The organism is Bacillus sp. SSR7 (genome assembly GCF_055902415.1).
Genome location: NZ_JBVVXV010000032.1, coordinates 1 through 14,480, shown reverse-complemented (window position 1 = coordinate 14,480; position 14,480 = coordinate 1). Strand labels below are relative to the sequence as shown.

Annotated in this window: 18 protein-coding genes and 1 pseudogene; 14 read left to right on the top strand and 5 right to left on the bottom strand. The window is 34.7% G+C overall.

Going from position 1 to position 14,480, the window contains the following annotated elements; translation table 11 throughout:
- From AC0NJG_RS28240 to srtB, 5 genes are all read left to right on the top strand, one after another.
- Nucleotides 1-1,291, top strand: a 1,291-nt coding sequence (locus AC0NJG_RS28240; protein ID WP_474063679.1) for an NEAT domain-containing protein, incomplete at its 5' end; no start/stop codon positions are given.
- A 69-nt stretch (nucleotides 1,292-1,360) separates the two neighbouring features.
- On the top strand, nucleotides 1,361-2,242 hold the full coding sequence (isdE, locus tag AC0NJG_RS28235; RefSeq protein ID WP_140168706.1) for a heme ABC transporter substrate-binding protein IsdE: 882 nt from the start codon (nucleotides 1,361-1,363) through the stop codon (nucleotides 2,240-2,242).
- A 27-nt stretch (nucleotides 2,243-2,269) separates the two neighbouring features.
- On the top strand, nucleotides 2,270-3,253 hold the full coding sequence (locus AC0NJG_RS28230; RefSeq protein WP_474063678.1) for a FecCD family ABC transporter permease: 984 nt from the start codon (nucleotides 2,270-2,272) through the stop codon (nucleotides 3,251-3,253).
- Nucleotides 3,243-4,013 carry an ABC transporter ATP-binding protein gene (locus AC0NJG_RS28225; RefSeq protein WP_087954152.1) on the top strand — a complete coding sequence of 257 codons (771 nt, stop codon included), beginning with the start codon at nucleotides 3,243-3,245 and terminating at the stop codon, nucleotides 4,011-4,013. The genes AC0NJG_RS28230 and AC0NJG_RS28225 overlap by 11 nt, the downstream gene beginning before the upstream one ends.
- A gap of 32 nt (nucleotides 4,014-4,045) precedes the next feature.
- Nucleotides 4,046-4,810, top strand: coding sequence for a class B sortase (gene srtB, locus AC0NJG_RS28220; RefSeq protein ID WP_087954153.1), 765 nt, complete (start codon nucleotides 4,046-4,048; stop codon nucleotides 4,808-4,810).
- A 65-nt stretch (nucleotides 4,811-4,875) separates the two neighbouring features.
- Here the strand turns inward: srtB and isdG are convergent, their stop codons facing one another.
- Nucleotides 4,876-5,199 carry a heme oxygenase gene (gene isdG / locus AC0NJG_RS28215; protein ID WP_087954154.1) on the bottom strand — a complete coding sequence of 108 codons (324 nt, stop codon included), beginning with the start codon at nucleotides 5,197-5,199 and terminating at the stop codon, nucleotides 4,876-4,878.
- Between the two features lie 298 nt (nucleotides 5,200-5,497).
- Here isdG and AC0NJG_RS28210 point away from each other — a divergent pair, with 298 nt between their 5' ends.
- Nucleotides 5,498-6,697 carry a class I SAM-dependent rRNA methyltransferase gene (locus AC0NJG_RS28210; protein ID WP_001255955.1) on the top strand — a complete coding sequence of 400 codons (1,200 nt, stop codon included), beginning with the start codon at nucleotides 5,498-5,500 and terminating at the stop codon, nucleotides 6,695-6,697.
- Between the two features lie 37 nt (nucleotides 6,698-6,734).
- Here AC0NJG_RS28210 and AC0NJG_RS28205 read toward each other — a convergent pair whose 3' ends face one another.
- Both AC0NJG_RS28205 and AC0NJG_RS28200 read right to left on the bottom strand, forming a co-directional pair.
- Complete coding sequence (locus AC0NJG_RS28205; RefSeq protein WP_048544297.1) at nucleotides 6,735-6,929, bottom strand: YwbE family protein; 195 nt, start codon at nucleotides 6,927-6,929, stop codon at nucleotides 6,735-6,737.
- Nucleotides 6,930-7,103 carry a hypothetical protein gene (locus AC0NJG_RS28200; RefSeq protein ID WP_001293581.1) on the bottom strand — a complete coding sequence of 58 codons (174 nt, stop codon included), beginning with the start codon at nucleotides 7,101-7,103 and terminating at the stop codon, nucleotides 6,930-6,932.
- 169 nt (nucleotides 7,104-7,272) lie between these two features.
- On the opposite strand from AC0NJG_RS28200, the gene AC0NJG_RS28195 reads away from it, so the two are divergent.
- From AC0NJG_RS28195 to AC0NJG_RS28165, 7 genes are all read left to right on the top strand, one after another.
- Entirely contained in the window at nucleotides 7,273-7,965 is a 693-nt protein-coding gene (locus tag AC0NJG_RS28195; protein WP_429681239.1) for a response regulator transcription factor, read from the top strand.
- Between the two features lies 1 nt (nucleotide 7,966).
- Nucleotides 7,967-8,902, top strand: a complete 936-nt coding sequence (locus tag AC0NJG_RS28190; protein ID WP_087954156.1) for a HAMP domain-containing histidine kinase — start codon at nucleotides 7,967-7,969, stop codon at nucleotides 8,900-8,902.
- 125 nt (nucleotides 8,903-9,027) lie between these two features.
- Nucleotides 9,028-9,951, top strand: coding sequence for an ABC transporter ATP-binding protein (locus tag AC0NJG_RS28185; protein ID WP_087954157.1), 924 nt, complete (start codon nucleotides 9,028-9,030; stop codon nucleotides 9,949-9,951).
- Nucleotides 9,944-10,105 (top strand): hypothetical protein, encoded by a 162-nt coding sequence (locus AC0NJG_RS28180; protein WP_176364547.1) that lies wholly within the window; start codon nucleotides 9,944-9,946, stop codon nucleotides 10,103-10,105. Before AC0NJG_RS28185 ends, AC0NJG_RS28180 begins: the two co-directional genes overlap by 8 nt.
- A 34-nt stretch (nucleotides 10,106-10,139) precedes the next feature.
- Nucleotides 10,140-10,844 (top strand): ABC transporter permease, encoded by a 705-nt coding sequence (locus AC0NJG_RS28175; RefSeq protein WP_087954159.1) that lies wholly within the window; start codon nucleotides 10,140-10,142, stop codon nucleotides 10,842-10,844.
- 34 nt (nucleotides 10,845-10,878) lie between these two features.
- Complete coding sequence (locus tag AC0NJG_RS28170) at nucleotides 10,879-11,751, top strand: DUF4097 family beta strand repeat-containing protein (protein WP_140168707.1); 873 nt, start codon at nucleotides 10,879-10,881, stop codon at nucleotides 11,749-11,751.
- Nucleotides 11,752-11,775: 24 nt separating this feature from the next.
- A complete protein-coding gene (locus tag AC0NJG_RS28165; RefSeq protein WP_087954161.1) occupies nucleotides 11,776-12,471 on the top strand; it encodes an ABC transporter permease in 696 nt (231 codons plus the stop codon).
- A gap of 64 nt (nucleotides 12,472-12,535) precedes the next feature.
- On the opposite strand, the gene AC0NJG_RS28160 is transcribed toward AC0NJG_RS28165, so the two are convergent.
- Both AC0NJG_RS28160 and AC0NJG_RS28155 read right to left on the bottom strand, forming a co-directional pair.
- A complete protein-coding gene (locus tag AC0NJG_RS28160; protein WP_087954162.1) occupies nucleotides 12,536-12,868 on the bottom strand; it encodes a YfjL-like protein in 333 nt (110 codons plus the stop codon).
- A gap of 137 nt (nucleotides 12,869-13,005) precedes the next feature.
- Nucleotides 13,006-13,509, bottom strand: a complete 504-nt coding sequence (locus AC0NJG_RS28155) for a DinB family protein (RefSeq protein ID WP_087954163.1) — start codon at nucleotides 13,507-13,509, stop codon at nucleotides 13,006-13,008.
- A gap of 508 nt (nucleotides 13,510-14,017) precedes the next feature.
- On the opposite strand from AC0NJG_RS28155, the pseudogene AC0NJG_RS28150 reads away from it, so the two are divergent.
- Nucleotides 14,018-14,480 (top strand): annotated as a pseudogene (locus AC0NJG_RS28150) (collagen-like protein); the annotation flags it as partial.

Below are 14,480 nucleotides of genomic sequence, written 5' to 3'. Positions count from 1 at the left end.
CGGAAACGACAACCAAGGCGGAAACGACAACCAAGGCGGAAACGACAACCAAGGCAGAAACAATAACCAAGGTGGAAACAACAACCAAGGCGGAAACAATAATCAAGACAATAACACAACCATTGATCCAAACGCTCTTAAAGACGGTGAATATAGTATCGGTTTTAAAGTGTTAAAAGATCAAACAGAAGAAATTTCAATGATGAACACGTATACGAAGAGTCCAGGTATCTTGAAAGTAAAAGATGGTAAGAAATATGTATCCTTTACATTAACAAATAGCTCATGGATTACAAAATTTGAGTTTGAAAAGAATGGTGCGTTCATCGATGCGAAAGTATTAGGTGCAAATAAAGAGCAAGATACAAGAGTAGTAGAAGTGGAAGTAGATGATTTATCGAAAAAGTTAAATGCAAAAGTGAAAGTGGATATTGATGCGATGAATTATCATCATTTTTACGATATTCAATTTGTATTTGATAAAAATAGTATTCAAGCTTTAGGTAACCAGGGTGGAGACAATAACCAAGGTGATAACAGGAATCAAGGTGGAAACGACAATCAAGATGGAAGTAACAACCAAGATGATAACAATAATCAAGGTGGAAGCAATAACCAAGATGGAACGAATAATCTAAATGAAAATCCAACAGTTGATCCGAAAAATTTAAAAGACGGTCAGTACGATATTGCTTTTAAAGTGTTAAAAGATAAGACTGAAGAAATTTCAATGATGAATCAATATGTTGTAAGTCCAGCAAGGTTAACGGTGAAAGATGGTAAGAAGTATATTGCAATGACACTAAAAAATAGTGAATGGATTACAAAATTCCAAACGGAAAAGAATGGTGGATTTGCAGATGCAAAAGTAGTAAGTGAAGATAAGGCCACAAATACAAGAGTCGTAGAATTTGAAGCTAATGATTTATTTGCAAAATTAAATGCAAAGGTAAAAGTAGATATCGATTCAATGAACTACCATCACTTCTACGACGTACAAATTCAATTTGATACGACGAAGATTGGTGCTGTAGGAACGGTAAAAGAAGAGCCGAAGAATGAACCGAAAAATCCGGTAATTACGCCGAAAGTAGATAATGTAAAAACAATTGCTACGCCTGATTTTAACCGAAATGCAGATGGTAAGAAGAAAAATGAAGCTACAAATAATGATGTGAAAAAAGAAAAAAACTCAAAAACGGCAGATACAGCACAACTAGGTTTATACATGGTGCTACTGCTTGGGTCACTTGCTTTACTAGTTCGTAAATATAGAGCTGGTAGATTGTAATTGTTGGAGTCTTGATACGTTTTCGGGCGCATCAAGACTTGTTTCATATTGTTTGGAAAGGAGTGGTGATTGAGAGTGAAGAAAATCGCAAGTGTGCTAATGGCTATCATTCTGTTAATGAGTATAGCTGGGTGCTCATCACCAAAAAAAGAAACACCGAAGCAGGTAAAGAGTGAGAGTAAAGAGCGAATTGTTGCAACGACAGTTGCTGTTACTGAAATTATGGATGCGTTAGAAGTAGATTTAGTTGGTGTGCCAACGAGTACGAAAGATTTACCAAAGAGATATAAAGGTTTAGCTGAAGTCGGGAATCCGATGAGTCCTGATATGGAAAAGGTAAAATCATTAAAGCCGTCAGAAGTGTTATCTGTGACAACACTTGAATATGAATTAAAGCCGGTTTTTGATGGCGTGGGCATGAAAGCAAACTTTTTAGATTTAACGAGTTTGAAAAATATGCAAAGTTCTATTAGCGATTTAGGTAAGAAATATGGGCGTGAAAAACAGGCCGAAGCAGTAGTAACTAAATTAGATAAAAAGGTTGCTAGCCTTCAAAAGGAAGTAAAAGGAAAGAAAGAACCGACAGTGCTTATTTTATTAGGTGTGCCGGGAAGTTATTTAGTAGCAACAGAGCATTCTTATATTGGAGATTTAGTGAAACAACTAGGTGGTAAAAATATTGTGCAAGGTGAACAAGTAGAATATTTAGCTTCTAATACAGAGTATTTAAAGAAAGCTGATCCAGATATTATTTTACGAGCAGCTCATGGTATGCCTGATGAAGTTGTAAAAATGTTTGATAAAGAATTTAAAACAAATGATATTTGGAAACATTTTGCGGCAGTTAAAAATAACCGTGTTTACGATTTAGAAGAGCGTTTATTTGGAACGACAGGCAATTTAGCAGCAATTGAAGCGTTAGATGAATTGAAAAAAATGATGTATCCGTGATGCATTTTAATATAAAGGAAGAGTGGAATGAATAAAAAAACTTGGAGTTTCCTCATTGTTACTGCATTGCTTATTGTTATGACATCATTGTCAGCAATGAAAGGGAGTTTAGAAGTAGGTATTGTTGAACTTGTACAAGGGATATTTACAGGTGGAAATGAAGATGTTGAAGTCATTAAAGATTTACGTTTCCCGCGTATTATTATTGCGTTGTTCACTGGAGCGGCTCTCGCTGTTTCAGGTGTACTTTTTCAAGCTGTTATGAAAAATCCACTCGCCGATGCTGGGGTAATCGGTATATCTTCAGGAGCTAGTTTTATGACACTCGTTATTATTACATTGTTCCCGCAATTCTTTTTCTGGACACCCGTATTCGCCTTTTTAGGTGGTGCGTTTGCATGTTATCTCGTTTATGCCTTTTCATGGAAGTCAGGGTTAAGTCCACTTCGCATTATTTTAGTTGGTATAGCTATTAATGCGATGTTCACTGGATTAAATGAATCGTTCATTACGATTTGCGGATATTTCATAAAGAGTATTAAGCAAACGACGACTTCTAATATAACGATGAAGACGTGGGGCGATGTAGAAATAATGGTTACGTATGGAACAATTGGTCTTATTCTTGCTCTGTTCGTAGGAGCTAGGTGTAACTTATTATCACTACAAGATAAGACTGCGAAAAACTTAGGCTTGCACGTGACGAGAGTTCGTCTTATTATCTCTGCTATTGCAGTACTTTTAGCGGCCGTATCAACAGCGATTGCAGGTGTTATTGCTTTCGTAGGATTACTTGTTCCGCATATTTCAAGACAACTAGTTGGTTCAGACCATAAAGTGTTGATTCCATTTTCTGCACTTGCAGGAGCGTTATTAATTTTGACGGCGGATACGATTGGAAGGTTAATTGTGCCACCTAATGAAATTCCAGCAGCAACCATTATGGCGGTCATTGGTGGGCCATTCTTAATATTCTTGCTTAGAAAGAGTGATAAAGTTCATGGAAATTAAAAATGTAACCTTTTCATACGATAATATAACAAATCGTTTAAAGTCTGTTAGTAGTGAAATAGAAATTGGGAAAATTACAACAATCATTGGTCCGAATGGTTGCGGGAAATCAACATTACTTGGTGTTATGTCTAGAAATCATGCTCCTAATAGTGGGGAAGTAATACTTGATGGAAAAGCGATTAGTGAGTATAAACCGAAAGAGTTTGCTAGAAAGTTAGCTGTTGTCCATCAACAAAATGAGGCACCAGCAGATATTACAGTGGAAAAACTAATAAGCTTTGGACGTATGCCATATAAAAATGTTTTTTCTTCGCAAACTGATGAAGATAGAGAAGCAATTGAGCGTGCACTAACATGTACGAATTTGCAAAGTAAGCGTGAAAAGCCAATTCATGCTTTATCGGGCGGAGAGAGACAGCGAGTTTGGATCGCGATGACATTAGCTCAAAGTACACCAATGCTTTTCTTAGATGAACCGACAACATATTTAGATATTTATTATCAGCTAGAAATATTAGAGTTAGTGAAAGAGTTAAATGAAGTGTATGGATTAACGATTGTGATGGTACTACATGATATTAATCAAGCCATTCGTTATAGTGATCATATTATCGTTATGAAAGATGGGGAAATTGTTACGAAAGGTAATCCTAATGAGGTAATAACAGAAGAAATGGTTAAAGCAATATATGGTGTAGATGTCGTTGTAAAACAAGACGAAGATACAGGGTTATACATGGTACCAATGGGAATTTAAAGGCTGGGCATAATCCGTTTTGAGGTGATAATTTGAATAGTAAGAAAGAACGGAAAAAGAATTCTTTTTTTCAACGAATACTTACAATTGTATTTTTAGGAATCTTTTTCTATTCATTGTATGAATTGGGTGGGATTTTCATGGATTATTATGAAAATCGTAAAGTAATGGCTGAAGCGCAACATATTTATAAGAGAAGTCCAATGGAAGAAAAATCAGAAGATGGGGAAGTACGTAAACAGTTTCAAGCTCTCCAAAAAATTAATCCAGAAATAGTGGGATGGATTACGATGGATGATACACAAATCAATTATCCAATCGTTCAAGCGAAGGATAATGATTACTATTTATTTCGTAATTACAAAGGCGAGGATATGAGAGCGGGAAGTATTTTTATGGATTATCGTAATGATGTGAAATCTCAAAACCGAAATACTATTTTATATGGTCATCGTATGAAGGACGGTTCTATGTTTGGAAGTTTAAAAAAGATGTTGGATGAAGATTTCTTCATGTCCCATCGTAAATTGTATTACGATACATTATTTGAAGGATACGACGTTGAAGTTTTTTCAGTATATACGACAACGACGGACTTTTATTACATTGAAACGGATTTTGAAAGCGATGCAGCGTATACAGCGTTCTTAAAGCAAATTCAACATAAGTCCCTTTACAAAACGGATACGAAATTGACGGCTAATGATGAAATTATAACACTTTCTACATGTGACTATGCACTTGATCCAGAAGCAGGAAGATTAGTCGTACATGCGAAACTAGTAAAAAGACAGTAAAAAAAGTATAGAATATAAGAAGTGGTTACGTTTCTCATATTCTATACTTTAAAAAAGAAATATGTTTACTGTGCTGCAGCCATCGGCATACGTACAACTTTTACATCATAGTAAGAGATTTTATTGTCGAGAATATAATCGGGCATTCCACCTTGATGTGAGTGAGCATCTTTAAATGCTGAGCTCTTCGTCCAACCTTGGAAATCTTCTTTTGCATTCCAGCGTGTGCTAATGGTTACCTCGTCATAATCAACTGTATTTTGCGTTAGAAGAACTTCTAATCCTAAAAATCCTGGCATTGTTTCGACTTGACCTACTTTATTAAAACGATCAATTAATTTATGTCCATTTCCCTTTTTAATTTTAGCTGTATTTGTAACAATAATCATATTTATTCCTCCTATAAGTTGTAGCCTTTATTTTCGAGAACTCATATACATTAAATGATAATGAAAATCATTATCATTGTCAATGGTAAATATGAAATATATAAGTATTTTTTCTATTATGTTGGACAGTAAGATTTCCATTTCAAAATGTAGTAAATAGGTGGCGGTTAAGCGAGAGAATGAGTGAGTTGTACTAGCAAAGCAATAATATGGTATAGTGAAACGAGGCTGTTTTTTCAGCCTCGTTTTTCAAATGCTTCCTATAGAGAAAGCATGCAAATGGAAAGGAAGTTTTTATATGCGATCAGAAGTAACTGTAAAAATAAAACCGAAATTTATAAAAGAAATTAAAAGTGGATACCCGCTTATTTTAAAAGATGCGATTCAAAATTTAAATGATGTTCAGGAAGAAGGAACAATCATCAAAGTGGTAGATGAGAAAAACCACTTTGTCGGAAAAGGTTATTATGGAAAACAAAATAAAGGATACGGCTGGATTTTAACGAGAAAAGAGAGTGAACAAATTAATCAATCTTTCTTTGAAAGTAAAATTAAATCTGCCTTACATAAACGAAAGCAATTTTACAAATCAAGTGATACGACAGCATTCCGCGCCCTAAACGGTGAAGGTGATGGGCTTGGAGGCTTAATCATCGATTATTATGACGGCTATTATGTAGTGAGCTGGTATAGTGAAGGGATTTATACTTTCAGAGATGAGATTATAGCAGCTCTTCAAAAAGTAGCAAACTTTAAAGGTATTTATGAGAAGAAGCGTTTTGATACGAAAGGGAAATACATTGAAGGCGATGATTTCGTAGCAGGAGAGCGCGGTGAGTTCCCGCTTATCGTAAAAGAGAATGGTGTGAACTTCGCTGTTTATTTAAATGACGGAGCGATGGTTGGGGTATTTTTAGATCAGCGTAACGTGCGAAAACAAATTCGTGATAAATATGCAAAGGGAAGAACAGTGTTAAATATGTTCTCTTATACAGGTGCCTTTTCTGTATTTGCAGCGCTTGGTGGAGCGAGCAAAACGACGAGTGTCGACCTTGCAAATCGTAGCTTAAGTAAAACGATTGAGCAGTTTAGTGTAAATGAAATTGATTATGAAGCGCAAGATATTATTGTAGAAGATGTATTTCTGTACTTCAAATATGCAGCGAAGAAAAAGATGAAATTTGATATGGTTGTATTAGATCCTCCAAGCTTTGCGCGTTCAAAAAAATATACATTTAGTGCAGCGAAAGATTATAAAAACTTATTAAAAGAAACAATTGCCATTACAGAAAATAACGGAATTATCGTTGCTTCTACAAATTGTAGCGCATTCGATATGAAAAAGTTTAAAGGCTTTATCGATACAGCATTTAAAGAAATGAATGGCAAATATAAAATATTAGAAGAACATTCTTTACCAGAAGATTTCCGTACCATTGATCAATTTAAAGAAGGAGACTATTTAAAAGTAGTTTTCATTGAGAAAATTAAAGGGTAATAAAAAAAGGAGCTCGAGTTTAGTTGAGCTCCTTTTTTTATTGAACGATATTTTGTACTCTGCCGACTTGCCCGTCTTGTAAGCGCACTTTAATGCCATGCGGATGAGAAGGGGAGTTTGTTAAAATATCTTTTACAATGCCACGTGTTAATTTGCCTGTGCGTTGATCTTGTTTTAATACAATATCAACTTCAAGGCCGGGTACGATATTAGAACGTTTTTGTCCGTTCATTTATACACCTGTACGTCTACGTTGGTTGTTTGTTTTCTTCGTTTGTTGGTTTTGTAGTTTTTTTGTTTCTTGGCTTTGGTTTTTTGTATTTTGACCATTACCGTTACCTTGCTTTTTCTTTGCAAGTTGTTCACGCATTAAATCAGCTAAGCTTACTTTTTTGTTTTCTGACATGATAAGTCTCCTTTATATAAAGTTAATTATGAACTATCGTAGTAAATTTCATCATATCATTGTTATGGAAGGAAGGGAAGTTGGTTTGAAAATTCATATAATTGTTTCCAGTCTGTAGTAGTTACGATACAATTAAAATGTTAATGTTTGTAAAAAAGGGGATGGACATATGTCACATCATATTTTATTAGTGGAAGATGATATTTCAATTCAAGAGATGGTGGAAAAGTATTTAATAAAAGAGGGCTTTCAAGTTACAATCGCGTCTGATGGAGAGGAAGGCGTGAGCACATATTTAAAAGGTTCATTTGATTTGATCATCCTCGACATTATGATGCCGAAGTTAGACGGATTAGAAGTTGTGCGCATTATTCGCGAGAAGAGTGCAGTACCGATTTTAATGATGTCGGCAAAAGATACAGATGTTGATAAAGCTGTTGGATTAGGACTAGGAGCAGATGATTACATTTGTAAGCCGTTTTCTATGATTGAATTAGCTGCCCGTGTAAAAGCAGGTATTCGGCGGTCTACGAAATATTCAGCTACAGAAACAACAGAAAAGGTGATTCAAATTGGTGATTTAACAATCGATCCAATTAATTTTACTGTGGAAAAAAACGGGAAGCCTCTCAAGCTTACTTTAAAAGAATTTGAGATTTTAAAACTGTTTGTAAAGAATCAAAATCGTGTATTTACAAAAGCACAAATATATACGCTAGTTTGGAACGAAGAGTATTACGGTGACGATAACGTTATTAATGTCCATATGAGAAGATTGCGTGAGAAAATCGAAAGTGATCCATCTAATCCAGAATACATTAAAACGTTATGGGGTATCGGTTATAAGCTGGAAGTGATGTAATATGGTCAATTTGTTAATAGGTATTATTTTTATATTGTTATGTGTCATTTATATACAATATAAAATGAGGAAAAATAGTAGCAAAAATTTGCGATACACATATGAAAAATTAGAAAGTATTGTTAATGAAAAAACAGGCGAGAAGTTACTCGTTATGACAGATGATCTAGAATTGCAAAAGTTGTTAGTGGCAATTAATCAATTGTTAGATGCGAAACAGAAAACGAATGCAGATCATGCGAAAGTAGAAATTTCGATGAGAAAAATGCTTTCAAATATTTCACATGACTTGAAAACACCATTAACAGTTATTCTTGGATATACAGAAATGTTAAATAAGGATAAAACGATAAATAAAGAAGAACAACAAATCTTACTTGAAAAGGTGCATGTGAAAACACTAGAAGTAATGGAATTGATTCATAAGTTTTTTGATTTAGCAAAACTAGAATCTGGTGACAAGGCAATCGAGATGACAAAAGTAAATATGAATGAAGTTTGCCGTGAGAAAATTTTATCTTTTTATGATTTAGTGACGACGAAAGGTTTTCATGTTCATATTAATATACCAGAAAAAAATATATATGCACTTGGAAATGTAGAAGTATTAGGTAGAGTATTGAATAATTTAATATCAAATGCAATTACATATGGAGATGATGGAAAGACGCTCGGTATGACGTTAAGAGATGATGAAACGAATGTGTATATAGACGTATGGGATACAGGAAAAGGAATTGATGAATCTCATATTGATAAAGTGTTTGAGCGTATGTACACACTTGAAGATTCCAGAAATAGATTGTACCAAGGAAGCGGTCTAGGTTTAACGATTACGAAAAGGCTTGTAGAAGCGATGGACGGAGAAATACATCTTTTTAGTAAGCCGTATGAAAAAACAATTTTTACAATTGTATTAACAAAGATGCAGTTTTAGCTTGTAGAGAAGTAGATTCTACAAGCTTTTTTTCAGCGTAAGGAATTTGTAAGGAACGGGTAAGAAAAAAGAGATTTCTGTTGTCTATTATAGAAGTATAAAGTAGTGCGAAAGGAGAAAACGACATGACATATATATTAAAAACGAATCAGTTAACGAAAGTGTTTAAAGGGAAAGAAGTTATTTCTAGCGTTAACATGCATGTGAAAAAAGGAGAGATATACGGTTTCTTAGGACCAAACGGTGCTGGTAAAACAACGATTATGAAAATGATTACAAATTTAATAAAACCGACGAGCGGTGATATTGAAATTTTCGGTGAGAAGTTAACGGATACATCTTATGAAGTATTAAAGCGCATGGGGACAATTATCGAATATCCAATCTTTTATGATAAATTAACGGCGAAAGAAAATTTAGAATTACATTGTGAATATATGGGCTATTACGATAAAAACGCAATTGACCATGCTTTACATTTAGTGAAGCTGCAAGGGATAGATAATAAAAAAGTAAAAGATTTTTCATTAGGTATGAAGCAACGACTTGGTATTGCAAGGGCGATCATGACAAAGCCAGAACTACTTATTTTAGATGAGCCAATTAACGGTTTAGATCCAATTGGTATTAAAGAATTAAGAGACTTATTTAAAATGCTTTGCAAAGAATATGGCATTACATTATTAGTTTCTAGTCATATTTTAGGTGAGATGGAACTAATGGCGGATACAATTGGTGTAATTCAAAATGGAAAACTAATAAAAGAAGTTTCAATGAAGAGTATCAATGGAAAACAAACAGAGTACATTGAAATTACTGTTCCTGATGTGAAGCGTGCAGCTTATATTTTAGAAGATAAACTCGGCATAAAAAATTATAAAATAATGAGCGGAAATATGATTCGTGTGTATGATACAGCAGTGTCTCAGCAAGCCATTTCAAAAGCGCTTATTATGAACGATGTGGAAATTGAAAGTATGAATAAGAAACATAGTTCCTTAGAGGAATATTTCTTAAATGTAATGGATGGAGAAGGCATTCATGCTTAATGGATTGTTAGTGAATCTAGTAAGTGGATTGATCGTAATGTTCATAAGTGCGATTTTATATTATAGAAAACCTGATCGGAAATGGTTGTTAATTTTACTAGTGATTGGAATGTTAAGCGTAGTTACGGCTGGAATTAGAATGTTAGCAGTGTAGAGAAAGTTATATAAAGAATGGAGGCGTGGTTTATATGTTTAAATTAATGAAGCTCGAATGGAAGAAACATCAATTATCTAGTTACTTTAAAAGTGTAGCAATTTGTATTATAGCAATTTTCGCTGTAGTGAGCCTTATGGCATGGGGAATGAAAGCCGAGGAAGACATGCTATTCTCTGACTTCACACAGAACATGGCTTTAGCAAATATTTTTATTAGAATAACATTCATTATTTTTAGTTCGGTCATTTTATCACGTTTAGTAATTGATGAGTATAAGAATAAAACGATGCAACTATCATTTATGTATCCGCTGCAAAGGAAAATGTTAATGAGTGCGAAATTAACAATTGTTTTTTGTTTTTGTTTTGTGAGCACGATTATCGCTACTTTCATTATTAGTTTGCTCGTATATTTTGTGAGTCCAATGATGGGACTGATTGAAACACCTGCTACGATAGGCGAAATAATAGCTACCGTTCCAACTACTGTTATAAGTGCATTTATGATATCTGGTATAAGCTTAATTCCTTTATTTTTTGGAATGAGAAAGAAATCGACACCGACAACGATAACTTCGGCAGTAATAATTGGTATGCTGATTAGTGGTAACGTTGGTGCTGGAAACGGTCAAGTAAGTATGTTTGATTTTATAGCTATTCCAATCGTGCTCTGTTTATTAGGAATTTTCATTAGTTATCTATCATTTCGTAAAATCGACAAGATCGATGTGGCGTGAAGCGAGCCTAAAACAAAAATGAACTGGGGTATAAATGGTGAAAAAAATAATAGTAATTGCAATATTATTCATTACAATTGCTAGTGCGGTTTTGGGTTTTAAGGTATTTCAGGGGAAAGATTTTAAGAAAGAAAAGTCTTTTGAGATAAATCATATAAAAGAAATAGAAGTAGACAATGAAAACTGGGATATTGAATTTAAAAGTACAGACGCTAATAAAATAGTAATTTCCGCTCAAGGTGAACAAGTAGATAAAGAGATAGATCCCGTCAAAATAGAAAATGACGAAAATAAAATTGTGATTAAGCAAAAACAAAAGGCGACCAGATTTTTTAATGGTTTCACGTTTAGGAAGAAAAATAGTATATGTATAGCTATTCCGAAGAAAGAAATAGATAAAATTGTATTAAATAATAAATCAGGAGATGTGAAAATAAGCGATATAGTAGTAAAAAATATCGTGACGAAAGGCAAATCAGGAGATGAAATGATTACAGGACTATCGGCAGAGAAGGGTGAATTCACATCCGAAAGTGGAGATTTAATGTTAAAAGATAGCTCATTACAAGAAGTAAATATAACGTCTACTACTGGCGATAATTATGTGAAAAATGTAAAAAACGAAAATATGATTATCACTTCAACGTCTGGGGAAGTCCTACTAAAAGATATGACAGAAGGAAAATCATTATTTATAGAAACAAAGTCAGGAGATATTGGCGTAAGATATAAAGGTGTTCCAGCTTCATTGAAACTTACGGCTAAAAGTAATTCGTCTGACGTAATGATAGATTTAAAAGGACTTAAGAAAGATAAAAATACAGAAAAGATAAAAGCAGGAACCATCGGTGATGCAAAAAACAAAGTGGAGATTTTAAGTAAAACAGGGGTAATTTATATCGATTAAAATTTAAATGAAAGGAGGACTAGTATGCTACGTCTTATGAAGCTAGAAATGAAGAAGTTTAAGCTTGGATGGTATGTAAGGGGAGCGAGTATTGCAAATATCGCTATACTGGTATTACTGATCTTTACGAGCATCGTTTCTCAAATAGAAGGCGATCCAGAAATAAGAGATCCACAGATGGTTTTGTTAATGGCTAGTACATTAGTAAGAGCAACATTTATTATTTTTGGTAGTGTGTTAATCGCAAGGTTAATAATTGGTGAATATAAAAACAAAACAATACTACTTATGTTTTCTTATCCTATTAATCGGAAGAAAATGATGATTAGTAAGTTGGTTATTACAGCAACATTAACATTTATAACAGTTATTGTATCTAACATTTTAGTAGTAGGAATTTTCTTTGGGATAGATAGTTATTTTTCAATTCTTCCTAATTCATTCACAGTAGATCAATTGGTGCAAGAAGGAATAAAACTGGTTCCTTTAGCCATTGCAACTGCGGGAATAAGTTTAATCCCGCTATATTTCGGAATGCGTAAACGTTCAGTGCCAACTACAATTGTTTCATCCCTTATCGTTGTATCAATTGCAATGAATAGCAACCCGGCGTTTTCTACGGCAACTTTTCTTCCCCTTCAACTAGCACTCGCAGCAATTGGAGTGGTGATTGCATATTACGGCATTAAAAATATAGAGAGGGAAGATGTAACAGTCTGAAAAAAATAAATAAAAAAAGAATTGGCGTTACACCAACTCTTTTTTGTATATGTATGCTTCGTTACTACTCTTTAAATTTGGAGTGTTTACTTAAATACGCTTGTACTCCTGGAGAAATATTAAAGTTATTAGGACTTTTATATTCGATAGTAAACTCTCCGTCTTTATTTGTTTCAAAGGCGATTGCATAGCTATTCATTTTAGCGTCGTAAGAAGTGTTTTTGACTTCTGCATCTAGATTAAAATGTTTTGTAATATACTCTTTTGATTCCGTAATTGCTGCTTGTTTTCCCCAAGGGGTACCATAATAGGTGAAATAAAGAGATACACTAATAACTCCAATAATAGAAGTTAATAAAATAGTTCCCAGAGCTATTTTTTTATTCTTTGTATTCAATTTGGTTACTCCTCTTCATAGTATCTATTCATTTTAACCTATCTTTTCCATAAAACAACCATTTAGAAAAAATAGTTTCACATGAAACAAGTTACAGAAAAAGACAAGATGTGTAAACACCTTGTCTTTTTCTGTAGTTACATTTTAGGTGCTTCCATTCCAGCTGCAGCCCATTCTTCTTTTGCAGGACCATATACGCCAGGAACTGTTAAGCCAGCCTGGCGCATTAAAACTGTCATTTGTCCGCGATGGTGATTTTGATGATTGATAAGTGTCATTAAAAATATAGAATTTGGCATAGGGCGGCCAAAGAAGTCGTTAATAGTAGCTAAGTCTTTATCGGTCCATTCATTTTGAAGTGTTTCAACAAAAGCCGCGTTTACTTTACGGTATTCATCTGCAATTGTTTTTGCAGAGGTTGGAACAGGATAATCTTTCGTTTCTCCTTCAAACTTTAGCCCTGTGCCAGATAGTATAACAGGAATTGCCGTCACGATATGCCAAGCGACTCTTCCTAACGTCCAGTGCCCAGGTGCGATTTCTTGTGACAAAGATTCATCTGTTAGTACATCGAGCATTTTTTGAGTAGACTCAGTCTCGTATGTCCATGATTGCAAGAAGCCTTCAATAGTTTGGTACATTGTTATCCCTCCTAGTTATGTTCATAGATTACATTCGTGAAAAAAAGATAGTTTCCTTTTGGCCTATAAGAACGAATAAAAAAGAAGACTTCTAACAAGGAGGGCACTGAAAAACGCCACTTCATAAGAAAAAGGATCCGATAACCTACTATATTACAGTTGAGGGATCCTTTTTCATTTCAATATATTGATAAAATACGTGTTATTTTTCAAAGTAACCACTTTTTCAGTGGCCTCCTAACAAGAAGCCTCTTTTTTTATTGACTTTCTTCCCACTCTTCCTCATCAACTATAAGAAATAAGGTGCTCCAAGTACGAGAACATCAAGCTGTTTTATTAAGAAAAAGAATTTCGTTTGAGTAAGAAGGCAAAAGTACAAGCAAAAGGGGTAAGAATCGCATGTAATAATTATTAGAATGTACGGAGTAAAGTTATTCTGGGTTATTTGATAGGTGTTTTTTATTTGTTGCTTATACTTAAAAGATTGAATTTGAAGGAAGGGATCAACATGTCTTCATGGCACAATAATATAAATGGGTATTGTGAGTGTAATAATCAAAATGGTGTACATGTTGATTCGTGTTGTTTTAGTTGCGATGGGACAGTACCTAAGCTAGGCCCAACCGGTCCGACGGGAGCAACAGGAGCAACAGGAGCAACAGGAGCAACAGGAGCAACAGGTCCAACTGGGGCGACAGGAATAACAGGAGCAACAGGCCCAACCGGAGTGACAGGAATAACGGGATCAACGGGAGCAACAGGTCCAACGGGAGCGACAGGAATAACAGGAGCAACAGGTCCAACCGGGGCGACAGGAATAACGGGATCAACGGGTCCAACGGGAGCGACAGGAATAACAGGAGCAACAGGTCCAACCGGGGCGACAGGAATAACGGGATCAACGGGTCCAACGGGAGCGACAGGAATAACGGGATCAACGGGTCCAACGGGAGCGACAGGAATAACGGGAT